Annotated in this window: 22 protein-coding genes; 11 read left to right on the top strand and 11 right to left on the bottom strand. The window is 62.5% G+C overall.

Going from position 1 to position 21,096, the window contains the following annotated elements; all coding sequences use genetic code 11:
- Positions 1 to 14 precede the first annotated feature (14 nt).
- Positions 15 to 389 (bottom strand): hypothetical protein, encoded by a 375-nt coding sequence (locus ACGYLA_RS15875; RefSeq protein ID WP_394433771.1) that lies wholly within the window; start codon positions 387 to 389, stop codon positions 15 to 17.
- Between the two features lie 53 nt (positions 390 to 442).
- On the opposite strand from ACGYLA_RS15875, the gene ACGYLA_RS15870 reads away from it, so the two are divergent.
- Complete coding sequence (locus ACGYLA_RS15870) at positions 443 to 1,228, top strand: alpha/beta fold hydrolase (protein ID WP_394433769.1); 786 nt, start codon at positions 443 to 445, stop codon at positions 1,226 to 1,228.
- 156 nt (positions 1,229 to 1,384) lie between these two features.
- Positions 1,385 to 4,744 (top strand): carbamoyl-phosphate synthase large subunit, encoded by a 3,360-nt coding sequence (gene carB / locus ACGYLA_RS15865; RefSeq protein ID WP_394433767.1) that lies wholly within the window; start codon positions 1,385 to 1,387, stop codon positions 4,742 to 4,744.
- A gap of 55 nt (positions 4,745 to 4,799) precedes the next feature.
- Here the strand turns inward: carB and ACGYLA_RS15860 are convergent, their stop codons facing one another.
- The 3 genes from ACGYLA_RS15860 to ACGYLA_RS15850 are packed head-to-tail and all read right to left on the bottom strand — an operon-like array spanning position 4,800 to position 7,590.
- Positions 4,800 to 5,363: a TadE/TadG family type IV pilus assembly protein gene (locus ACGYLA_RS15860; protein ID WP_394410372.1), complete on the bottom strand. Its 564-nt coding sequence runs from the start codon at positions 5,361 to 5,363 to the stop codon at positions 4,800 to 4,802.
- A complete protein-coding gene (locus ACGYLA_RS15855; protein ID WP_067267295.1) occupies positions 5,360 to 5,890 on the bottom strand; it encodes a TadE/TadG family type IV pilus assembly protein in 531 nt (176 codons plus the stop codon). Before ACGYLA_RS15855 ends, ACGYLA_RS15860 begins: the two co-directional genes overlap by 4 nt.
- Positions 5,887 to 7,590, bottom strand: a complete 1,704-nt coding sequence (locus ACGYLA_RS15850; protein WP_394433765.1) for a pilus assembly protein TadG-related protein — start codon at positions 7,588 to 7,590, stop codon at positions 5,887 to 5,889. Before ACGYLA_RS15850 ends, ACGYLA_RS15855 begins: the two co-directional genes overlap by 4 nt.
- Positions 7,591 to 8,006: 416 nt before the next feature.
- Between ACGYLA_RS15850 and ACGYLA_RS15845 the strand changes: the two genes are divergently transcribed.
- Together ACGYLA_RS15845 and ACGYLA_RS15840 are read left to right on the top strand one after the other, a co-directional pair.
- On the top strand, positions 8,007 to 9,131 hold the full coding sequence (locus ACGYLA_RS15845; RefSeq protein ID WP_394433763.1) for a beta-ketoacyl-ACP synthase III: 1,125 nt from the start codon (positions 8,007 to 8,009) through the stop codon (positions 9,129 to 9,131).
- A 77-nt stretch (positions 9,132 to 9,208) separates the two neighbouring features.
- Complete coding sequence (locus ACGYLA_RS15840; RefSeq protein ID WP_394433761.1) at positions 9,209 to 9,790, top strand: thymidine kinase; 582 nt, start codon at positions 9,209 to 9,211, stop codon at positions 9,788 to 9,790.
- Here ACGYLA_RS15840 and ACGYLA_RS15835 read toward each other — a convergent pair.
- The 5 genes from ACGYLA_RS15835 to ACGYLA_RS15815 all read right to left on the bottom strand — a co-directional run bounded on the left by ACGYLA_RS15835 (position 9,787) and on the right by ACGYLA_RS15815 (position 12,955).
- Positions 9,787 to 10,737, bottom strand: coding sequence for a 2-hydroxyacid dehydrogenase (locus tag ACGYLA_RS15835; protein WP_394433759.1), 951 nt, complete (start codon positions 10,735 to 10,737; stop codon positions 9,787 to 9,789). The genes ACGYLA_RS15840 and ACGYLA_RS15835 overlap by 4 nt on opposite strands.
- Positions 10,734 to 11,072, bottom strand: coding sequence for a tRNA-binding protein (locus ACGYLA_RS15830; protein ID WP_394433757.1), 339 nt, complete (start codon positions 11,070 to 11,072; stop codon positions 10,734 to 10,736). The genes ACGYLA_RS15835 and ACGYLA_RS15830 overlap by 4 nt, the downstream gene beginning before the upstream one ends.
- The gene (proC, locus tag ACGYLA_RS15825) at positions 11,065 to 11,880 is read right to left on the bottom strand and encodes a pyrroline-5-carboxylate reductase (RefSeq protein ID WP_394433754.1); all 816 of its coding nucleotides are present in this window, start codon (positions 11,878 to 11,880) and stop codon (positions 11,065 to 11,067) included. Before proC ends, ACGYLA_RS15830 begins: the two co-directional genes overlap by 8 nt.
- 30 nt (positions 11,881 to 11,910) lie before the next feature.
- Positions 11,911 to 12,411 (bottom strand): YbjN domain-containing protein, encoded by a 501-nt coding sequence (locus tag ACGYLA_RS15820; protein WP_271688136.1) that lies wholly within the window; start codon positions 12,409 to 12,411, stop codon positions 11,911 to 11,913.
- A gap of 301 nt (positions 12,412 to 12,712) precedes the next feature.
- Positions 12,713 to 12,955, bottom strand: coding sequence for an accessory factor UbiK family protein (locus ACGYLA_RS15815; RefSeq protein ID WP_067267308.1), 243 nt, complete (start codon positions 12,953 to 12,955; stop codon positions 12,713 to 12,715).
- A gap of 94 nt (positions 12,956 to 13,049) precedes the next feature.
- Between ACGYLA_RS15815 and lgt the strand changes: the two genes are divergently transcribed.
- The 5 genes from lgt (at position 13,050) to ACGYLA_RS15790 (ending at position 17,142) form a co-directional block, all read left to right on the top strand.
- On the top strand, positions 13,050 to 13,934 hold the full coding sequence (gene lgt, locus ACGYLA_RS15810; RefSeq protein WP_322328280.1) for a prolipoprotein diacylglyceryl transferase: 885 nt from the start codon (positions 13,050 to 13,052) through the stop codon (positions 13,932 to 13,934).
- Complete coding sequence (locus ACGYLA_RS15805) at positions 13,931 to 14,989, top strand: class I SAM-dependent methyltransferase (protein ID WP_394433752.1); 1,059 nt, start codon at positions 13,931 to 13,933, stop codon at positions 14,987 to 14,989. Before lgt ends, ACGYLA_RS15805 begins: the two co-directional genes overlap by 4 nt.
- A complete protein-coding gene (gene pgeF / locus ACGYLA_RS15800; RefSeq protein ID WP_394433750.1) occupies positions 14,986 to 15,741 on the top strand; it encodes a peptidoglycan editing factor PgeF in 756 nt (251 codons plus the stop codon). Before ACGYLA_RS15805 ends, pgeF begins: the two co-directional genes overlap by 4 nt.
- Positions 15,742 to 16,012: 271 nt before the next feature.
- Positions 16,013 to 16,156 (top strand): hypothetical protein, encoded by a 144-nt coding sequence (locus ACGYLA_RS15795; RefSeq protein WP_394416879.1) that lies wholly within the window; start codon positions 16,013 to 16,015, stop codon positions 16,154 to 16,156.
- 272 nt (positions 16,157 to 16,428) lie between these two features.
- Complete coding sequence (locus ACGYLA_RS15790; RefSeq protein WP_394433748.1) at positions 16,429 to 17,142, top strand: Hint domain-containing protein; 714 nt, start codon at positions 16,429 to 16,431, stop codon at positions 17,140 to 17,142.
- A gap of 2 nt (positions 17,143 to 17,144) precedes the next feature.
- Here the strand turns inward: ACGYLA_RS15790 and ACGYLA_RS15785 are convergent, their stop codons facing one another.
- On the bottom strand, positions 17,145 to 17,645 hold the full coding sequence (locus tag ACGYLA_RS15785) for an Lrp/AsnC family transcriptional regulator (RefSeq protein WP_067267317.1): 501 nt from the start codon (positions 17,643 to 17,645) through the stop codon (positions 17,145 to 17,147).
- A gap of 214 nt (positions 17,646 to 17,859) precedes the next feature.
- Here ACGYLA_RS15785 and trxB point away from each other — a divergent pair, with 214 nt between their 5' ends.
- Positions 17,860 to 18,864 carry a thioredoxin-disulfide reductase gene (gene trxB, locus ACGYLA_RS15780; RefSeq protein WP_271688145.1) on the top strand — a complete coding sequence of 335 codons (1,005 nt, stop codon included), beginning with the start codon at positions 17,860 to 17,862 and terminating at the stop codon, positions 18,862 to 18,864.
- Between the two features lie 193 nt (positions 18,865 to 19,057).
- Positions 19,058 to 20,770, top strand: a complete 1,713-nt coding sequence (locus ACGYLA_RS15775) for a bifunctional sulfate adenylyltransferase/adenylylsulfate kinase (RefSeq protein WP_394433746.1) — start codon at positions 19,058 to 19,060, stop codon at positions 20,768 to 20,770.
- A gap of 59 nt (positions 20,771 to 20,829) precedes the next feature.
- Here the strand turns inward: ACGYLA_RS15775 and ACGYLA_RS15770 are convergent.
- A partial coding sequence (locus tag ACGYLA_RS15770) for a PhzF family phenazine biosynthesis protein (RefSeq protein WP_394433743.1) occupies positions 20,830 to 21,096 on the bottom strand: 267 nt, incomplete at its 5' end.

Raw genomic sequence — 21,096 nt, 5'->3', positions numbered from 1 at the left:
ATCGGCGCGGCGGCTTACACGTAGCCGCGCCACCAAAGCCAGATCACGAAACCCACCAAAACCACCAAAATATTGAAAGCCACCCCGGCCAGCCGGTCAAGGATGATGCCGCGCCGTCGGGCTTTGGGGTCGATCTCTTTCAAATGCGCCGTAACCCGGTTGAAGGCGGCCCAAACCGGGGCATCCTCCAACTGGCGGGCGATATGGGGATTGGCGACCAAATGCTCGGTCTTGCTGAGCAACACCCCGTCACTGCGAATGCCGCGCGGCAGTTCCGGCCCGGCGCGGTGAAACGCCTCACGCAGATCGCGGGCCTTGATGCGCAGACGGTCCTCGAACAGGGGGCGCAGCGCCTCGGCGCGGGTGTCGAAATTTTGGCGGTCAATCATGGGCGCATCTAATCGCTCTGGTCCCCGGGCTGCAATGCCCGTAATTTGCCTGCATGTTGAATTACTCCGAATATGGCGAAGCCACCGCCGACCGCCCGACCCTGCTTATCGTCCATGGCCTCTATGGCTCTGGCCGCAACTGGGGCGTGATCGCCAAACGCCTCGCGGACACGCGTCATGTCGTCACCGTCGACATGCGCAACCACGGCAGCAGCCCACATCACGACACCCACAGCTATCCCGAAATGGCGCAGGATCTGGCCGAGGTGATCATGCATCTGGGCGGCCCGGTGGACATCTGCGGCCACTCGATGGGCGGCAAGGCGGTGATGATGCTGGCGCTGACCCGGCCCGAGCTGCTGCGCCGCGTGATCGTCGCCGACATCGCGCCCGTCACCTATGGCCACACGCAGCAAATGTTCATCGACGCCATGCGCGGCGTGGACCTAAGCGGGGTCGAGCGCCGCTCTGACGCCGAGGCGCAATTGGCCGAGGCGGGAGTGGAGCGCGCGTTGCAGAGCTTTTTCACCCAATCGCTCGACCTGCCCGGCAAGCGCTGGCGGCTGAACCTCGACGCGCTTGAGGCGGAGATGCCCAAGATCATCGGCTGGCCCGAGGATGTGACCGGCCAGTTCGCGGGGCCGACCCTGTTTCTGTCGGGCGGTGCCTCGGACTATGTGCAGCCCGAACATCGCGATCCGATCAAGGCGTTGTTTCCACAAGCGCGCTTTGCCAAAATTCCCGGCGCGGGGCATTGGCTGCACGCAGAGAAACCGCGCGAGTTCGAAGCCACCCTGCGCATCTTTCTAAACGCCGAAGGGGCCGCGCCCGCGGGCTGACCCCTTCCGCCCCGGCGGATCGCCCCTGCATAGCGCCCGCAAAGGTTGAACAGACGGCCCCGCCCTTATTTCTGGGGCCGTCAAAGCCATTCCCCCCTTGCAGCCCGTGCCGCCATCCCTATAAGGCAGGACAATTTGCAAAATTAGGGGGCCGCCATGCCGAAACGTACCGACATCCAGTCGATCATGATCATTGGTGCGGGGCCGATTGTCATCGGACAAGCCTGCGAGTTCGACTATTCCGGCGCCCAAGCCTGTAAAGCGCTGAAAGAGGAAGGCTACCGCGTCATCCTCGTCAACTCCAACCCGGCCACGATCATGACCGATCCCGGGCTCGCCGACGCCACCTATATCGAGCCCATCACGCCCGAAATCGTCGCCAAAATCATCGAAAAAGAACGCCCTGACGCGCTGCTGCCCACCATGGGCGGCCAGACGGGCCTCAACACCTCGCTCGCGCTCGAAGAAATGGGCGTGTTGGAGAAATTCGGCGTCGAGATGATCGGCGCCAAGCGCGAGGCCATCGAGATGGCCGAAGACCGCAAGCTGTTCCGTGAAGCGATGGACCGTCTGGGCATCGAAAACCCCAAGGCCACCATCGTCACCGCCCCCATGCGCGAAGACGGCAAGAAGGACCTCGCCGCGGGCGTGAACCTTGCACTGGAAGCACTGGAATACGTCGGCCTTCCGGCGATCATCCGCCCCGCCTTCACCATGGGCGGCACCGGCGGCGGTGTGGCCTATAACCGCGAGGATTATGAATTCTACTGTCGTTCGGGCATGGATGCCTCGCCGATGGGCCAGATCCTCGTCGATGAATCGCTGCTCGGCTGGAAGGAGTACGAGATGGAGGTGGTGCGCGACACCGCCGATAACGCGATCATCGTCTGCTCCATCGAGAACATTGATCCGATGGGCGTGCACACCGGCGACAGCATCACCGTGGCCCCTGCGTTGACGCTGACGGACAAAGAATACCAGATCATGCGCAACCACTCCATCGCGGTGCTGCGCGAGATCGGGGTGGAGACCGGTGGCTCCAACGTGCAATGGGCCGTGAACCCCGCCGATGGCCGCATGGTGGTGATCGAGATGAACCCGCGCGTCAGCCGCTCCTCGGCGCTGGCGTCCAAGGCCACGGGTTTCCCCATCGCCAAGATCGCCGCGAAACTCGCCGTGGGCTTCACGCTGGATGAGCTCGACAACGACATCACCGGCGTCACCCCCGCCTCCTTCGAGCCGACCATCGACTATGTGGTCACCAAGATCCCGAAATTCGCCTTCGAGAAATTCCCCGGGGCCGAGCCCAACCTGACCACCGCGATGAAATCGGTGGGTGAGACCATGGCCATTGGCCGCACCATCCACGAGAGCCTGCAAAAGGCGCTGGCCTCGATGGAATCGGGCCTTACAGGCTTTGACGAAGTCGAAATCGCCGGTCTCAACAGCGACCTGCCCGGCGATGCGCCCGAGAATATGGCGGCGCTTATCAAAGCCGTATCGGCGCCTACCCCCGACCGGATGCGCACCATCGCGCAGGCGATGCGCCACGGCATGTCCGACGACGATCTGCACGCGCACACCATGTTCGACCCATGGTTCCTCGCCCGTATCCGCGAGATCATCGAGGCCGAGGAAGGCGTTCGCGCAAACGGCTTGCCAAGCGACGCCGATACTTTCCGCGAGTTGAAAATGATGGGCTTCACCGACGCCCGCCTCGCCATGCTGACCGACAGCCGCGAGGCACAGGTCCGCGACGCGCGGCTGGCGCTTGGCGTCAAGGCCGTGTTCAAACGCATCGACACCTGCGCCGCCGAGTTCGAGGCGCAGACACCCTACATGTACTCCACCTATGAGACCCCGCTGATGGGCGAGGCGGAATGCGAGGCGCGGCCTTCGGACCGCAAGAAGGTCGTCATCCTCGGCGGTGGCCCGAACCGGATCGGTCAGGGCATCGAGTTCGACTATTGCTGCTGTCACGCCTGCTACGCGCTGACGGATGCGGGCTATGAGACCATCATGGTCAACTGCAACCCCGAGACGGTTTCGACTGACTATGACACCTCGGACCGCCTGTATTTCGAGCCGCTTACCTTTGAGCATGTCATGGAAATCCTGCGCGTCGAGCAGGAGAACGGCACGCTACACGGCGTCATCGTCCAGTTCGGCGGCCAGACCCCCTTGAAGCTTGCCAATGGTTTGCAAGAAGCGGGCATCCCGATCCTCGGCACCACGCCCGACATGATCGATCTGGCCGAAGACCGTGAGCGTTTCCAGCAGCTTGTGCTGAACCTCGGCCTGAAACAGCCGCGCAATGGCATCGCCCATTCCGATGCAGAGGCGATGGAGATCGCCAAGGAAATCGGCTTCCCGCTGGTGATCCGCCCCTCCTATGTTCTGGGCGGTCGCGCGATGGAGATCGTCCGCGATCAGGCCAGCCTTGAGCGCTACATCACCAATGCCGTGGTGGTCTCGGGCGACAGCCCGGTGCTGCTCGACAGCTACCTGTCGGGCGCGGTGGAGCTTGACGTCGACGCGCTCTGCGATGGCGAGAATGTCCATGTGGCCGGCATCATGCAGCACATCGAAGAGGCGGGCGTCCACTCCGGCGACAGCGCCTGTTCGCTGCCGCCCTACTCCCTCCCGCGTGAGGTGATCGAAGAGGTCGAAGAGCAGACCCGCGCGCTGGCCAAGGCGCTCAACGTTGTGGGCCTGATGAACATCCAGTTCGCGGTGAAGGACGGAGAGATTTACCTCATCGAGGTGAACCCCCGCGCCTCGCGCACCGTGCCCTTCGTGGCCAAGGCGACCGACAGCGCCATCGCCTCTATCGCCGCGCGGATCATGGCCGGTGAGCCGCTGTCGAACTTCCCGCAGCGCCCCGCCTACCCCGATCAGGCCGCCTATGAAGACACGCTGCCCTTGGGCGATCCGATGACGCTGGCCGACCCCGATATGCCGTGGTTCTCGGTCAAAGAGGCCGTGCTGCCCTTCGCCCGGTTCCCCGGCGTCGACACGCTGCTGGGGCCAGAAATGCGCTCCACCGGTGAGGTCATGGGCTGGGACCGCGACTTCCCCCGCGCCTTCCTCAAGGCGCAGATGGGCGCGGGCAACCCGCTGCCGCGCAAGGGCTGCGCTTTCCTGTCGGTCAAGGATGCGGATAAGGGTCAGAATATGCTGGATGCCGCGAAAATCCTGCTGGACCAAGGTTTTACCCTCATCGGCACCCGTGGCACGGCGGAATGGCTCACCGCCAATGGCCATGCCTGCGATGTGGTGAACAAGGTCTACGAGGGGCGCCCCGACATCACCGATATGATGAAAAACGGCGAGGTGCATCTGGTGATGAACACCACCGAAGGCGCGCAGGCGGTCGAAGACAGCAAGTCGATCCGCTCCATCGCGCTTTATGACAAGATCCCCTATTTCACCACCGCCGCAGGCGCCCATGCCGCCGCATTGGCGATCAAGGCGCAGGCCGAGGATGCGATCGGCGTGAAAGCGCTTCAGGGATAAGAAAAAGGGGCTGCCCATCGGGCGGCCCCTTTCGCATTTGGGCATCGGTGCCCGCCTAGCTGATGATGCACCGGATCCAGCAAAGCTGAGGCGCGAAACGCATCCTTGTGGCATGCGAGACGTTGACCTCCGTGCCCTCCAAGCCGATCTGCGCAATCGGCTCGTGCATGAAAGAAGTCTCCACCAGCACCAGACGGTCACCATTGGCCATCAGCGGCACCCGTTCACGCGAAAGCCCCGCGATAAAGTCGATGTCGAGCAGGCTGTCCAGCCCGATGCCTTGCGAGAAATCCACCGCCAAAATCCGGCGGTCCAGACTGTCGCAATTCAGAATGCACCGCACCTGCGTGACGCGCAGAGAGACTTCGTAGCCGGTGAGTTGCTCCGCCACCGATTGCAGGCCCAAGAGATCAGCGGCGTTGATCGGCGTCGTCTGGCGCGACAGGCTGTCGGCGATGACGGCGGTGGCATCGGTCGCCATCCCGCGGACCCGAAAGGCATCGGTAAAGGTCAGCATCGCCATGATCGACCAGACCAACAACGGCAGCAGAACCAGAAAGGCAATCGTCTGGCTGCCCTCTTCCGACCGGACGAAACCTTTGAATACGCCCCCCCTCATCCGCGCGGCTCCGTCACGAAAGCGGTGGTGACCCGCACGCCATATGTGCCATCCGACCCTTCGGGCAATTTCCGGCCCAAGCCTGTCCCCGGCAAAAGCGGATCGAACAAACGACAGACCCGCATCATCATCAGGTTGTTCTGCTGACCGGGCAGAAAGCCATTTGCCGGGTCGAAATCCTCATCCCGGTCGACACAGGGGGCAGCCCCGCTCAGATCAGCCCAATCGGCAATCGGCATGGCGCGCATCTCGATCCGGATATTCTCGATGCAGCCCGCATCGAAAACCGACCGCTCACAAATCAGCGCCTTCATCGCGTCATAGCCTGGCACAGAACCGGTGGCCAAACGCACGTCCCGCACGGCCAAATTCGTGGCCCGGCGCAGCATGATCTCACGCGCGCTCCACAGGCCCGTCTCAAGCGCGAGGAAGAAAAAGTAAAAGACGAGCGGCAAGAGGATGACGAACTCAATGGTGACCCCGCCCGCCTCGGACCGGCGAAAGCGGTCTTTGACGAAGCGGATCATTTGGTCAGCCTCAACATAGAGATGGACGCCGCGATCATGTCGAAGGCGGTTTGGATTTCGAGACCCTGAACGTCGAAGTAATGGGCCTCGGAAGAGGCGCAGTCTTTCAGAAGGCTGAGGGAGTTGGTGCTGTCGACATCCATGCCGATGGAATAGACCACGACGCCAGCCGTGTTCGCGACGCCGCAGATTTGGCGCAGGCGGCGGTCTTTCTCGTTCGCGCTGATGGTGTCGTGCATGTTGTTCCAAAAACTGTTCGCGCGGGAACTCCAAGTCTGCGATCCGCCCCACCAGCTCGTCGTCCGCCGCCGGCCATAGAGGTTATAGCCGTAGTAATAAGGGGACATCTCGGCCCAAACCTCGGGCCAGTCGAGCCGTTCTTCCTGCCCTTGATCCCTATAGTCCCGTAGACTGGGGTGGTTGAGCAGCGTATAATCATCCCACCTACGATCAGAGCCCCAAGGGTGGGTCGCATAAAAGTAGTCTTCAGGATAGGAATTATCCCCGTCGTATTCGTTGGAGCGTTCGGCAGAATCCACTGTATAGAACACCACCGACCCGTAGTCGGTGCGGATCACATCCGACTCGCCGGAAGCATACTCAGGCTCAAGACGGTATTCCGGAAAGTTCTCACCATCCGTCATCAGCACCAGAACCTTCATGCTGTTATCAGCCCCGTGCGGGTGCGGGCGGCCTTGAAACTCCTGCGGGACCAGACCGGCGTCGATCAAGCCGCTCACCGGCCCCTGTGCGGAGGGGTCAAGCAAGGCCAGCCCCCACTTCGCACCAACGTCGATCGACGTCGACCCTTCGGCGGTCAAAGCGAGGATTTGCGATCTCAGCGCCGCGACCGAGTCTGACAAAGGAGTAATTTCAAAGCCTGCGTCTTTACGGCAAACCCATTGGCCCCTTTCCTGGTTGGAACTCGACATGCTCTGGAACTGGAAGTGCCCTGTCCGTTGCATCTGTTGTTGGGGGTCGATCGCCAAGGAACCATAGTCATTCCCATCGAAATCCACGCAGTGGGAATAGCTATGCTCGGTGGTTGTCGAATATTGGCCCAGCAGAGCTTCTCCCGCATTTACCTTGGTCGAATAGGGAATGATCGAAATCGATACGCGTCCCTCTTCGGTATCGCTTAGGATCGTATCGACAAAGTCGATGGCCGCATTCTTCAGCAGGGTCAGCTTGATCCCGCTACGGTCGCTGGTCCTCTCCCCCATCGACCCAGACACATCCAGCACCAGCGAAATCTCAATGTCCTCAACCCGCTCAGTCGCCTCAGAGCTGATCGTCATCCCGAGTGAATCGATGTCGAAAAACCGAAAGAAATAGGTGTTCAGCCCGGCGGGGAGCGAGGCTTCGACGGTGCGCCCCACCAGAATGCCGCCGATCTTTTCTTCGCTCGAGTCGATCACCACCTCGGACGGATCGAGCCCCGCCGATGTCAGGTAGCTGCGCACGACCTCTTCAGGGTCGAGGTCTTGCGACAAGCTCGCCGCGGCGAGCACGGCATTGTCGAGATGGGTCTGAAAGGTGGTCCGCGTCCGCTCGTGGTTGGCCAGGTCCACGGCCAGCCCGCCAAAGATCGTGATCCCGAAAAACACGACCAACATGAGGACCAGCATGCCGCCGCCCTCGTCCTTGCGAAAACGCTTTGCCCGCTCGCAAAGCATTCGACTGATAATACTGCGCCTCATGACACCTCTCTTTTTCGGAGGTTGAATCCGTAAGCAAATTCTGTGCTTTAGGCTGCGGCATCCGCGGATGGTGGACCTGTAAATCACGCGCCGGAGGTGCCGCTGCCTCAAAAAAACCCTGACTGTTCTCGTTCAATTAATGATTGCTAATGCTCAATCACTGCGCGCTTCCGGTTGCATAGTCAAGCCAGCGCGCGGGGGACGGGGCGATCAAAATTCGCAACTGTAGCGGCATTCACACGTCTGCCCCGTCAAAGCCGTGGCAAGTCCTGTGCGGTTTCGCTAGAGTATGGAACCTGCACCTTGCTGCCCCCTGCATCAAAGTGCACCGACATGACAACGGCCCTTGCAATTCGTCCGGGGCTGCTCAGCTTTATCAGACCAGCCATGCCGTTGGAGAGAAAGGGATCACAGCGATGTATCAAGCCGCCATCACCGGTACGGGCGTTTTCACGCCGAAGCAAACCATCACCAACGCCGAACTGGTCGAAGCCTTCAACGCCTATGCCGACCTCTACAACGCCGAGAATGCCGAGGCGATCGAAGCGGGCACCCTAGAGGCCAAGGCGCATTCTTCGGAAGAGTTCATCGTCAAAGCCAGCGGCATTGAACAGCGCTATGTCATGGATAAATCCGGCGTGCTGGACCCCAATGTGATGCACCCCCTGCTGCGCCAGCGCGCGGATGAGGAGCCTTCCCTCATGGCCGAAATGGCCATTGATGCCGCGCAGAAGGCGCTCGCCGCCGCTGGAAAGAGTGCCGAGGATGTGGACGCGGTGATCTGCGCCGCCTCCAACCTCGAGCGGGCCTATCCTGCCGTGGCCATCGAGATTCAGGAGCTTCTCGGCGTGAAGGGCTTTGCCTTCGATATGAACGTCGCCTGTTCTTCGGCGACTTTCGGCATTCAGGCGGCGGCGGACATGATCCGCTCCGGCTCTATCCGCTCCGCCCTCGTGGTGAACCCCGAGATTTGCTCAGCCCACCTCGAATGGCGTGACCGCGATTGCCACTTCATCTTTGGTGACGTGGCCACCGCCACGCTGCTGGAACGGGCCGAAGATGTCGAAGGCCCCCGTTTCGACGTTATCTCGACCCGCTGCGCAACAGAATATTCCAACAACATCCGCAACAACAACGGCTTCCTCCGCCGCTCCCGCCCCGATGGGCTGAGCGACCGGCGCGATATGCAGTTCATGCAGAATGGGCGCAAAGTGTTTAAGGAAGTGTTACCCATGGTGGCCGACCATATCGGCGGGCATATGGCCGACAACGGGTTGGAGTCCGCCGACCTCAAGCGCATCTGGCTGCATCAGGCCAATAAGTCGATGAACGATTTCATCGGGCGCAAAGTGCTGGGGCGGGAGCCTGAGCCGGGCGAACAGCCCAACATTCTGCAAGACTACGCCAACACCTCCTCCGCCGGGTCGATCATCGCTTTCGCCAAGAACTCCGACGATCTGGAAGACGGCGAGACCGGGCTGATCTGCTCCTTCGGGGCGGGCTATTCCGTCGGCTCCGTCATCGTCAAAAAGCGCGGCTGACGCGCAGCGCCCGGCCCTAAGATCAGGGCGGGGTTTGCATCTTGATCCGCTTTCATGGGCGGCGTAACACCCTGCCCATGGCAAAGCTCTACTTCAATTACTCCACCATGAACGCCGGTAAATCCACGGTGCTGCTTCAAGCGGCCCATAACTATGCGGAACGCGGCATGGTGCCCTTTTTGCTGACCGCGCAGTTCGACAACCGCGCGGGCGAAGGGCGCATCGCCTCCCGTATCGGCATCGGGCAAGAGGCCGATACTTTCGCCCCGGGCGAAGACCTTTTGGTCAAGATCGAAGCCCGGTTGGAGCAAGGCCCCTGCGCCTGTATCTTTGTCGATGAGGCGCAGTTTCTAGAGGTTGAGCAGGTCTGGCAACTGGCCCGAGCGGTGGATGATCTGGGCGTGCCGATCATGTGTTTTGGCCTTCGCGTCGATTTCCGGGGTGAACTTTTCCCCGGCTCCGCCACCCTGCTGGCGCTGGCCGATGAGATGCGCGAAGTGCGCACCATTTGCCATTGCGGCAAGAAAGCCACGATGGTCGTGCGCCGCGACGCCGAAGGGCAAGCGATGCGGGACGGCGCGCAGGTGCAGATCGGCGGGAACGAGACCTATGTCTCGCTCTGCCGCAAACACTGGCGCGCCGCTGTGGGCGACGGTTAAACCCGGTTTGGCGGGGTCTCTCCGTCAATGAAGGCTTGCAGATTGGCCACCGCCATCAGACCCATATCGACACGGACTTCATGCGCCGCCGTGCCGAGATGCGGCAGCAGCACAACATTGTCGAGATCGCGCAGCGCCTGCGGCACTTTGGGCTCGAACTCATAGACATCCAGACCCGCACCGCCAATGCGCCCGGCTTGCAGGGCTTCGATCAACGCAGCCTCCTGCACCACATCGCCGCGGGCTATGTTGATCAGATGGGCATGGGGCTGCATCGCGCCGAGAACGGTTTCATCGATCAGATGCCGGGTCTCGCCGCCGCCGGGCACGGCGATGACGAGCACAGCCACGGCTTCGGCCAGCGCGGTCAGGCTTTCGACACGGGAGGCGGGAAAATCGAGGTCTTTCTCACTGCGGTTGAAATAGCTGACCTGCATTTGAAACCCATAGTGGCAGCGCCGCGCGATGGCCTGCCCGATCCGGCCCATGCCGACGATGCCGACCCGTTTGCCGGTCAAATGCAGCCCCAACATCTGCGTTGGGTGCCAACCGGCCCATGCGCCGGAGCGCACTAGCCGCTCCCCTTCGGCAGCGCGGCGGGCGGACATCAGCATGAGCGTCATGGCGACATCCGCCGTGGCATCGGTGACGGCGCCGGGCGTGTTGGTCACCTCCACCCCCGCCGCGCGGGCCGCTGCCGCGTCGATGTGGTTATAGCCAACGCCAAAATTGGCGAGGATCTTGCAGCGCGGCTCGGGCACATCGGCGAAAACCTCGGCCGAGAAAGCATCCCCCAGGGTCGGCATCACCCCGTCATAGTCGTGCAGCACGGCACGCATTTCTTCGCCCGAAAGCGGCGCGGTTTCCTCCCGCACCGTCACTTCGCAGCCCTTCAACGCTTCGGTGACTTCTTTGGGCAAGGGTCTGGCAATCAATATCTTTTTCAATGCATCCGCCCTCCTTCGGGCACTTTTTGATCGGGCGACAAAAGCACGATCTCTCCGTCCTTGTCGGGCAGGCCGAGCACCAGCACCTCAGACATGAAAGGCCCGATCTGGCGCGCGGGGAAGTTAACCACGGCCACAACCTGCCGCCCCACCAGCGTCTCCGGCGTATAATGCGCGGTGATCTGGGCCGAGGTCTTACGCTCGCCGATCTCCTCGCCGAAATCTACCCAGAGTTTAATCGCTGGTTTCCGCGCTTCGGGAAAGGCTTCGGCCCGGGTCACGGTCCCGACGCGAATGTCGACCTTCAGGAACTCGTCGAAAGTGATCTCAGCCATTTGCGAGTTCCCGCGATCTGTCCGCCGCGGCGGCCACTGCGCGCTCGAGAAGGGGCGGGAAGCCTTCGGCCTCATCCATCAAAACCTCAAGCGCCGCTTGGGTCGTGCCATTGGGGCTGGTGACGTTGACGCGCAACTGCGCCGGTTCCTCTTCAGCCTGCATCGCCAGCGCCCCTGCCCCGGCGACCGTCGCCTTGGCCAATTGCATCGCCAATTCCTTGGGCAGGCCTTGGGCCACACCGGCGGCGGCCATGCATTCGATCATGTGAAAGACATAGGCCGGCCCCGAGCCGCTGACCCCGGTAACCGCGTCGATCTGCGCCTCTTCGGTCAGGCGGACGACCTCACCCACCGCGCTCAGCAGCGTTTCGGCTTCATCCAAGGACCGGCTGCCCGCCCTGGCGTTGCCGACGATGGCGGTGATCCCTTTGGATATGGCGGCAGGCGTGTTGGGCATGGCCCGCACAATGGGCGTGTCCCCGCCGAGGACGCTTTCGAAATAGCCGATGGTCGTGCCCGCCGCGACGCTGACGAACAGCGTCTCACCATTGCCCATCGCCTGAAGCGTCGGCAGCGCGTCCGCCATCATCTGCGGTTTGACCGCCACCAGCACCACCGCTGGCGCGGCAGGCAGGTCGGCGTTCAGGTTTACGCCGGTGCCTTGCAGCCAATCGGACGGTTTCGGGTCCACGACCCAGACCGTGCTTGCCGGCAGCCCCTTCGCCAGCCAGCCCTCCAACATGGCCGATCCCATTTTGCCACAGCCCAGCAAAACCAGACCGTCGCGTGCCACTCTCCCGTCTTTCATCCTATCCCCCGAAGTTGTTCGGGGACTTTGTTACGCCCGGCCGTAAGCCTCTGCAATGGCGACGTCCATCGCGGCCTTTGGGGATTGATCGCCCCAGACGAGCAATTGCAGCGCAGGATAGTAGCGTTCCGCGCTCATGACGGCGGCACCGATCATCGTGTCGATCTGCTCTGGCCCCGCGACCTGTCCGCCCGCCAAAACCAGCCCGTAGCGGTAGACCATCAACTGCTGATCGGCCCAGAAGCTGAAGGCCCCCGCCCAGCATTGATCGTTGACGAGGTTTAACAATTCGTAAAGTTCCGGCAGTTTTTCAGCCGGAGGCTCCATCTCGAAGGTGCAGATCAGCCGCAGCGTTTCGTCGTAAGCTGACCATGCCAGCGTGATCGAATAGGTCCGCCACTGCCCCTCGACCGCCATAGCGATCTGGTCATCCGCCACGCGGTCGAATTCCCAATCGTGATGGGCCGCGAGATTTTCAACGATATCAATGGGGTGGATTTCTTCTTCAAGGTAATGCTCGGACAGGGCCATTTCGCCACCTCTCAATCTGTTCCACGGGGCGGGACTTGGCCCACCATGCATGGAAGCCTGCACAAATAGGCGTGTAGGTTCACATCACCTATACAAGATATGGTGCTTGCAGCGGAACAGTCTGGCAAGTTTTTTCTTGGGGATAACCACAATTGATAGGGGATAACCGCAATAACTTGTGGGTAAATCGCGGAAATCGTCTATAAATTGGAGGGAGAGAGCGTGAGGGGCCGCAAGCGGCCTCTGTCCACGCGGGGGATCGCCGCCCCGGCCCGGGGCGGCTGATCGAATTCTATCGGGCTCAGTCTTTGGCTTCGAGCTTGTCGAGCCGCGCTTTCAGCGCTTCGTTCTCTTCGCGTGCCTTCTGCGCCATGGCGCGCACCGCGTCGAACTCCTCACGGGTGACGAAATCACGATCGGCGAGCCAGCGGTCGAGCATTCCCTTGAAGGCGGTCTCGGCCTCATCCTTCGCGCCTTGGGCGACGCCCATCGCGTTTGTCATCATCTGTGAAACATCGTCGAAAAACTTGTTGCGGGTCTGCATGTCTGGCCTCCGGAGGTTTGTTAGCCTCTATATGGGGCGCGACGCCCTTGCTCGCAAGGTTGACTTCCCCGCGCGGCCTTGCTCAATCAGCAGCATGATAGCCATGCTCCCCTTCCCCGATATCGCGCCGGAAATCTTTTCGGTGACCCTGTTTGGTTCCACCTTCGCGCTGCGCTGGTATGCGCTGGCCTATATCGTGGGCATCCTGCTGGGCTGGCGCATTGCCACTGCGGCGGTCAAACGGCCCCAGCTGTGGAAGAACGACACGCCAGTCATGAAGCCCGGTCAGGTCGAGGACCTGCTCTTTTGGGTCATTCTGGGCGTGATCCTTGGCGGGCGTTTGGGCTATGTGCTGTTTTACCAACCGGCCTATTACCTGTCGAACCCCGCCGCGATCTTGCAGCTTTGGGAGGGCGGCATGTCCTTCCATGGCGGGGCGCTTGGGGTCATTCTGGCGGGGCTTTTCTATACATGGCGGCACCGGATTCCGGTGATTTCGACCGGGGATATGGTCTGTCTGGGGCTGGCGCCGGGGCTGTTTCTGGGGCGGCTCGCGAATTTCATCAATGCCGAACTGTGGGGCCGCCCGACCGATCTGCCTTGGGGCGTGGCCTTCCCCGGTGAGGCGGCGCAGTTCTGCCCCGATGTGGCGGGCATCTGCGCGCGCCACCCCTCGCAGCTCTATGAGGCGCTGCTGGAGGGGCTGCTCTTGGGCGGCGTGCTGCTGTGGATGGCGTGGAAACGCGGCGCGCTCAAAATGCCGGGGCTGATCGGCGGCACTTTCCTTGCAGGCTATGGCGCGGCGCGGTTCGCGGTGGAATTCCTGCGCCAGCCCGACGCGCAATTCGTCACCCCCGGCAACCCGCTGGGGCTGGCGTGGCATATCGGCGGCTGGGGGCTGACCATGGGGCAAATCCTATCGCTGCCGATGATTGCCGTGGGCGTCTTCCTCATCATCCGAGCGCGGCGGCAGGCATGAGCCTGAAGGACCATCTGCTCACAGGAATCGCGCTGGAAGGGCCGATGCGGCTGGACGCTTATATGCAGTCCTGCCTGCTGCATCCCGACTGGGGGTACTATACCACCCGCGCGCCTTTCGGCCCGGAGGGGGATTTCATCACCGCCCCCGAGATTAGCCAGATGTTTGGCGAGTTGATCGGCCTGTCACTGGCGCAAAGCTGGCTGGATCAGGGCGCGCCCTCCCCCTTCACACTGGCCGAGCTTGGGCCGGGCCGGGGGACATTGATCGCCGATATCCTGCGCGCCACGGCGCGAGTGCCGGGGTTTCAGGACGCGGCGCAGGTCACGCTGGTCGAAGCCTCTCCTTCTTTACGCGATGTGCAGCGCGAGACGTTGCGAGGAGCCGAGGTCACTTGGGCCGAGAGTGCCGCTGACCTGCCAGATGCGCCGCTGTTCCTGATCGCCAATGAGTTTTTCGACGCGCTGCCAATCCGGCAATTCCTCCGCCAAGGCGCAGGCTGGGCCGAGCGCCGGGTGGGCGCGGCAGAGGGGGCGCTGACCTTTGGCCTCGGCCCCGTGACCCCACAGCCCGCCCTTGCCCATCGGCTGGAAGATACGAAGGACGGCGACCTTGTTGAGCTTTGCGCCCCGGCGGCGGAGATCATGCAAGAGATCGGCAAACGCATCGCGGCCCATGGCGGGGCGGGGCTGATCATCGACTATGGCGATTGGCGCGCCTTGGGCGACACGCTGCAAGCGCTGGAGAACCACAGCCCCGCCGATCCCCTCGCCAATCCCGGGCAGGCCGACCTGACCGCCCATGTCGATTTCGAGGCGCTGGCCCGCGCCTGCCCCTGCCCCCATAGCCGCGTGGTCATCCAAGGCGTTTTTCTGGAGCGGTTGGGCATCACCCCCCGCGCGCAGAAACTGGCCGAGGCGCTGACCGGCGACGCGCTCAGCAACCATATTGCCGCACATCGACGGTTGACGCACCCGTCGGAAATGGGAAACCTGTTCAAAGTGATGGGGCTCTACCAAAAAGGTCAGACCCCGCCCCCGGGAACAGAAGTATGACGCTCGAAATTCTGACATCCGATGCGCTTGCGCCTTTGCGGCACGGGTTTTTCACCCGCCGTGGCGGCGCGTCTTCGGGGGTGTTTTCCGGGCTGAACTGCGGCAGCGGCAGTTCAGACCAGTCCGAGATCGTGCGCATTAACCGCGCCCGCGCCGCCGAGGCGATGGGCCTGCCGGCCGACCATCTTGTCGGCGTGCATCAGGTACATTCCGCCACTGTCGTCACGGTGACGGAGCCGCACGACGACAAACCCCGCGCCGATGCCTTGGTCACCAAAACCCCCGGCATCGCCCTGTCGATCCTGACCGCTGACTGTCAGCCCGTGCTTTTTGCCGATGCCCAGGCCGGTGTGGTGGGCGCGGCCCATGCAGGCTGGCGCGGCGCGCTTGACGGGATACTCGAAGCGACCGTCGATGCGATGGTCGATCTCGGCGCCACCCGCGAAAAGATCACCGCGGTGATCGGCCCCTCCATCAGCCAGCGCGCCTATGAGGTCGGGCCGGAGTTTCTCGACAACTTCATGAGCGCCGACCCAGAGTTTGCCCGTTACTTTGCCCAAGGCGAAGGTGACCGTCTGCATTTCGACTTGCCGGGCTTTGGCCTGAACCGTCTGCGGGCTGCGGGTGTGGGCCATGCGGAATGGACGCGGCATTGCACCTACGCCGATGCCGCGCGATTCTATTCCTACCGGCGCACGACCCACGCCAAAGAAGCGGACTATGGCCGCTTGCTCTCGGCGATCACCCTCTGAACGGGGCGAGATTGCGGCAAAGCCTGCCCGCTTCGCGCCGCATTGCCGTCGCGAAATCTGGCACAATCAACCCTTTGCGGCCCCATTGTTTCTCGCACCCCCTGCAAACCACCGAAAATTAACACTTTTCGAAGTATGGCAAAGGCGCCCAAAACCGCCCTTCCAAGCCGTCAATTTCCCACAAGTTTCTCGCCCACGGTCAAAAACCGGCCCGATTGCACTGCGATAGTGGATGCAACGATGCCCGCGTGACCCGAAGAGGAACAGAGCCATGAAAAAGAACCCGCGCTTCATCAAATCCGTTGTCGAGACGGCGGCCAAGACCGACACCGTCATGCCTTGGGCCCGCGGTGCGCGCCGCGCCGCTTTCATCGCCAAACGCAGCAACAACGCCCCGGTCCGCAAGACCGCCTGAGAGGTTTCCCCCGGTACCGGCGCCACGCGCTCGGTATAGCAGACCGCCCCTCGTGACGTTGATTCGTTGCGAGGGGCGTTTTCATGCGAATATGGCGATCACGCACCCGGCTCGGAAACAGCCCCCCACATTCAGCCAAGATTGGCGCGCAAAGCGCAGCGCTCATGCCGGATATTTTGACAAATCCCGCAGAACATGGCGCAGTATCCGTCAGCCCGCGCCGGTGCATGCCGCCCTCGGCAGCGCTGTGCCGGGCCGACAAAGGGTTTTGCATGACTGAGACCGCCACCAAAGCCGAAGGCCCGCCGCCCGCGCCGATGCGCAGCTATGAAGTCGCCGCGCTCCGCGCCGACGGGTCGCTCTATATCGGCCAAGACACCGCCCCCGCCGCGCCACTTCTCGAAGCCGCTTTCGCGGCCTTCGCCCGCGGGACGCCAATCCAAACGGTGCAGGGCGACATCGCCATCGAAGACCTCCAGCCCGGCGACATGATCCACACGAGTGCCGGAGACCCGGCGCAGTTGATCTGGATCGGGTCGAGCCGTTTCATCCCGGCGGACAGTGGGCGGCTGCCCCTCATCCGCATCATGCCCGACAGTTTCGGCGAGGGGCGCCCGAATTCTTTCATCACCCTCGGCCCCGCCGCACGGGTGCTCCAGACGCCGCCCCACCTGCGGGCCGGGGCGGAGGGCAGCCGCCTGCTCACACCGCTGTGCGAATTCGTGGATGGGGTCAATGTGATCGAGGTCACCCCGCCAACCCCGGTACGCCTGTTTCATATCTGCCTGTCGCGCCATGCGGTGATCAAGGCAGGCGGGCTAGAGATGGAGACCTTTCACCCCGGCGCTCAAGCGCTGCGTGACGCAACACCCGGCCTGCGGGATCGCTTTCTATCCATGTTTCCGCAGATCGCGCATGGGCGTGATTTCGGCCCCCTCGCCCATCCCCGCGCGCCCGCGGCGGCAGAAGGCCGCGCCGATAGCTGACCTTAAGGCGCGGTCGACAGCCGCGCTTCCAACACGTCGAAGGGCACGCCGGGCTCGTCCTTGGCCCCGCGGATCACGAGGCTGGTCTTCACGCTTTCCACATTGGGCGTGGTCAGCAATTGCCCGGTCAGGAAGCTTTGAAAGCTCGACAGATCTGGTGCCACGCATTTCAGGATGAAATCGACCTCACCGTTGAGCATATGGCACTCGCGCACCAGCGGCCAACCACGGCATTTCTCTTCAAACGCGCTCAGATCAGCCTCGGCCTGACTGGCCAGCCCGACCATGGCGAAGACCTGCACCTCAAAGCCCAGTTCACGCGCATCGACATCCGCATGATAGCCTTTGATATAGCCCTGCTCTTCCAAGGTGCGCACGCGGCGCAAACAGGGCGGCGCAGAGATGCCGACACGTTTGGCCAGTTCGACATTCGTCATCCGGCCATCAGATTGCAACTCGGCCAAGATCATCCGGTCTATCGGATCAAGTCGTGTACCCGCCATAACATCCTCAGTGAATTTTCGATTCTTATAGCAGCCTGCGTGGTGCGCGCAATAAAGTTTCACACAAGCGCAATATTCTTTATCACGGCCCTTGAGGCCAGCCGCCCGTCCGTTCACGCAAGCGTAATGACGGGGCGGTGACGGCAGGGGTTTAACGGCTTCGCGGCTATCGCTATATGAGGCGGGCAATATCAATGACAGCCCGGGGGGCCAGATGGCCGAGACACGTAAAACCAAGGTACTGATCATCGGCTCCGGCCCTGCGGGCTATACCGCCGGGGTCTACGCAAGCCGCGCCATGCTGGAGCCGATCCTCGTGCAGGGGATCGAGCCGGGCGGCCAGCTGACCACCACCACCGAGGTCGAGAACTGGCCCGGCGACAGCGAGGTGCAGGGCCCCGACCTGATGATCCGCATGCAGGACCACGCCAAGGCCATGGGGACTGAGATCATCGGCGACATCATCACCGACCTCGACCTGTCGAGCCGCCCGTTCCACGCCAAGGGCGACAGCGGCACGACTTACGTCGCCGATTCCGTGATCCTCGCCACCGGCGCCCGCGCGAAGTGGCTGGGGCTGGAGAGCGAAGAGAAGTTCAAGGGCTTCGGCGTCTCGGCCTGCGCTACCTGCGATGGGTTCTTCTATCGTGGTCAGGAGATCGTGGTCATCGGCGGCGGCAACACTGCCGTGGAAGAGGCGCTGTTCCTGACTAACTTCGCTTCCAAGGTCACGCTGATCCACCGCCGGGACGAGTTGCGCGCCGAGAAGATCCTGATCGACCGGTTGATGAAGAACCCCAAGATCGAGCCGCTGTGGTTCCATGAGCTGCACGAGGTCTACGGCACCGACAACCCGCTCGGCGTCGAAGGCGTGAAGGTCAAACACACCAAAACCGGCGAGATCACCGACATTCCCGCCAAGGGCGTCTTCGTGGCCATCGGCCATGCGCCCGCCAACGAATTGGTCAAGGACACGCTAGAGACCCATATGGGCGGCTACGTGGTGACCAAACCCGACAGCACCGAGACCTCCATCCCCGGTGTCTTTGCCGCGGGCGATCTGACCGACCACAAGTACCGCCAAGCGGTGACCAGCGCCGGCATGGGCTGCATGGCAGCACTCGAAGCCGAGCGTTTCCTTGCCGAAGTGGGCGATGACGACGGCAAAGATACCTCCCTCCCGCTCGGCTATGGGGCCGAGGTGAAGGAAGACGTTTAACTCAGGCGAAGGCGCGGCGGAGATAATTCCGGTTTCCGCCGCCCCTCAGCACCCGAATTGCAGGCCATCCTCGGATCATGGGATTTCGGCCTTTAACGGGGCGACACCCCTTAGTTCTATAGACTTTTCACATCTTTTACAGCTATGGCAGCCGGGACCAAAGCCGCCTGTTCCCTGAAAAAAAGTGATAGTCATGATGCCCAGCAACCTCACGCCGATCCCCGAACTCTACGTCTCTTACGAGTCGTCGCAAAAGCTGAAGGTGGAGGCGGGCAATCTGGTGAGCCTCGACCTCACCCCGCGCCAGATCTGCGATCTGGAACTCTTGATGAACGGCGGCTTCAACCCGCTGAAAGGGTTCTTGGGCGAAGAGGACTACGACAGCGTGGTCGAGAATATGCGTCTGGCGGATGGCTCCCTCTGGCCGATGCCCATCACCCTCGACGTGACCGAGGCTTTCGTCGAGAAGCTCGAAGTGGGGCAGGACATCGCCCTGCGCGACCAAGAGGGCGTGATCCTTGCGACCATGACCGTGACCGACCGCTGGACCCCGAACAAATCGCGCGAGGCCGAGAAGGTCTTTGGCGCTGATGACGAGGCGCATCCGGCGGTGAATTACCTGCACAACCAAGCGGGCAACGTCTATCTGGGCGGTCCGGTGACCGGCATCCAGCAACCGGTGCACTACGACTTCCGCGCCCGCCGCGACACGCCCAACGAGCTGCGCGCCTATTTCCGCAAACTGGGCTGGCGCCGCGTCGTGGCCTTCCAAACCCGCAACCCGCTGCACCGCGCGCATCAGGAACTCACCTTCCGCGCCGCGCGTGAGGCGCAGGCCAACCTGCTGATCCACCCCGTTGTCGGCATGACGAAGCCCGGCGACGTGGATCACTTCACCCGCGTGCGCTGCTATGAGGCGGTGCTCGACAAATACCCCGCCGCCACGACCTCCATGTCGCTCTTGAACCTCGCCATGCGCATGGCTGGCCCGCGTGAGGCCGTCTGGCACGGGCTGATCCGCAAGAACCACGGCTGCACCCATTTCATCGTGGGCCGCGACCACGCTGGCCCCGGCAAGAACTCCGCCGGCGAAGATTTCTATGGCCCCTATGACGCGCAGGAATTGTTCCGCGCCCATCAGGAGGAAATGGGCATCGAAATGGTCGATTTCAAACATATGGTCTGGGTGCAGGAACGTGCCCAATATGAGGCCATGGATGAGATCGAGGACAAAGACAGCGTCACCATCCTGAACATCTCGGGCACCGAGCTGCGCCGCCGCCTGAGGGAAGGTCTGGAGATCCCTGAGTGGTTCTCCTTCCCCGAGGTCGTCAAGGAGCTGCGCCGCACCTCCCCGCCGCGGTCCAAACAGGGGTTCACCGTCTTCTTCACCGGTTTCTCCGGCTCTGGCAAATCCACCATCGCCAACGCGCTGATGGTCAAGCTGATGGAGATGGGCGGCCGCCCGGTGACGCTGCTGGACGGTGACATCGTGCGCAAGAACCTCAGTTCTGAGTTGGGCTTCTCGAAAGAGCACCGCGATCTGAACATCCGCCGCATCGGCTATGTCGCATCAGAGATCACCAAGAACGGCGGCATCGCCATCTGCGCACCGATTGCGCCCTATGCCGCCACCCGCCGCGCGGTGCGTGAGGATGTCGAGAACTTCGGCGCCTTCGTCGAGGTGCACGTCGCAACCTCCATCGAAGAGTGCGAACGCCGCGACCGCAAGGGGCTCTACAAGCTGGCGCGAGAGGGCAAGATCAAGGAATTCACCGGCATTTCCGACCCCTACGATGTGCCGCAGAACGCCGAACTGGTGCTGGAGACCGAGAATGTCGAGGTCGACAACTGCGCGCATCAGGTGTTGCTGAAGCTCGAAAACATGGGGCTGATCGCGGAGTAAACCGATCAGTTTTTGCCAAGAACAACGCAGCCCCTCGGGGCTGCGTTTCGCGTTTGGGGTCAGGCCACCTCGGGCATGAAAACTTGGCCCGACATTACCACGCGCCCCTGCCCCGCCACGCGGACACCGGTGGTCGCATCGCGGGGGCCAAGCACCTCGACCTCCGCCCGTCCGGGGCGGCCCATGAGGTGCCCCTGCTCGGCCACGAAGGCCGGGCTCTCGATCAATCCGCGCGCCCAGAGGTAGGCCGCCATGGCACCCGTCGCCGATCCGGTGAAAGGGTCTTCGGCGGGGCTGGGCGGGGCCAGCAGCAGCCGCGCATAGGT

Source organism: Sulfitobacter sp. 1A13679 (genome assembly GCF_043557115.1).
Classification (GTDB): Bacteria; Pseudomonadota; Alphaproteobacteria; order Rhodobacterales; family Rhodobacteraceae; genus Sulfitobacter; species Sulfitobacter faviae.
The sequence above is the reverse complement of the archived record's forward strand: the minus strand, read 5'-3'. Positions and strand labels throughout refer to the sequence as shown.

Bases quoted from the DNA above. Each gene is read 5' to 3' on its own strand.
- ACGYLA_RS15790 (WP_394433748.1), top strand. From the start codon at position 16,429: ATGACTGAGACCGCCACCAAAGCCGAAGGCCCGCCGCCCGCGCCGATG.
- trxB (WP_271688145.1), top strand. From the start codon at position 17,860: ATGGCCGAGACACGTAAAACCAAGGTACTGATCATCGGCTCCGGCCCT.
- pgeF (WP_394433750.1), top strand. From the start codon at position 14,986: ATGACGCTCGAAATTCTGACATCCGATGCGCTTGCGCCTTTGCGGCAC.
- ACGYLA_RS15830 (WP_394433757.1), bottom strand. From the start codon at position 11,072: ATGGCTGAGATCACTTTCGACGAGTTCCTGAAGGTCGACATTCGCGTC.
- ACGYLA_RS15820 (WP_271688136.1), bottom strand. From the start codon at position 12,411: ATGGCCCTGTCCGAGCATTACCTTGAAGAAGAAATCCACCCCATTGAT.
- ACGYLA_RS15870 (WP_394433769.1), top strand. From the start codon at position 443: ATGTTGAATTACTCCGAATATGGCGAAGCCACCGCCGACCGCCCGACC.
- ACGYLA_RS15815 (WP_067267308.1), bottom strand. From the start codon at position 12,955: ATGCAGACCCGCAACAAGTTTTTCGACGATGTTTCACAGATGATGACA.
- ACGYLA_RS15860 (WP_394410372.1), bottom strand. From the start codon at position 5,363: ATGAGGGGGGGCGTATTCAAAGGTTTCGTCCGGTCGGAAGAGGGCAGC.
- carB (WP_394433767.1), top strand. From the start codon at position 1,385: ATGCCGAAACGTACCGACATCCAGTCGATCATGATCATTGGTGCGGGG.
- ACGYLA_RS15875 (WP_394433771.1), bottom strand. From the start codon at position 389: ATGATTGACCGCCAAAATTTCGACACCCGCGCCGAGGCGCTGCGCCCC.
- ACGYLA_RS15795 (WP_394416879.1), top strand. From the start codon at position 16,013: ATGAAAAAGAACCCGCGCTTCATCAAATCCGTTGTCGAGACGGCGGCC.
- proC (WP_394433754.1), bottom strand. From the start codon at position 11,880: ATGAAAGACGGGAGAGTGGCACGCGACGGTCTGGTTTTGCTGGGCTGT.
- ACGYLA_RS15775 (WP_394433746.1), top strand. From the start codon at position 19,058: ATGATGCCCAGCAACCTCACGCCGATCCCCGAACTCTACGTCTCTTAC.
- ACGYLA_RS15845 (WP_394433763.1), top strand. From the start codon at position 8,007: ATGTATCAAGCCGCCATCACCGGTACGGGCGTTTTCACGCCGAAGCAA.
- ACGYLA_RS15855 (WP_067267295.1), bottom strand. From the start codon at position 5,890: ATGATCCGCTTCGTCAAAGACCGCTTTCGCCGGTCCGAGGCGGGCGGG.
- ACGYLA_RS15850 (WP_394433765.1), bottom strand. From the start codon at position 7,590: ATGAGGCGCAGTATTATCAGTCGAATGCTTTGCGAGCGGGCAAAGCGT.
- ACGYLA_RS15840 (WP_394433761.1), top strand. From the start codon at position 9,209: ATGGCAAAGCTCTACTTCAATTACTCCACCATGAACGCCGGTAAATCC.
- ACGYLA_RS15805 (WP_394433752.1), top strand. From the start codon at position 13,931: ATGAGCCTGAAGGACCATCTGCTCACAGGAATCGCGCTGGAAGGGCCG.
- lgt (WP_322328280.1), top strand. From the start codon at position 13,050: ATGATAGCCATGCTCCCCTTCCCCGATATCGCGCCGGAAATCTTTTCG.
- ACGYLA_RS15785 (WP_067267317.1), bottom strand. From the start codon at position 17,645: ATGGCGGGTACACGACTTGATCCGATAGACCGGATGATCTTGGCCGAG.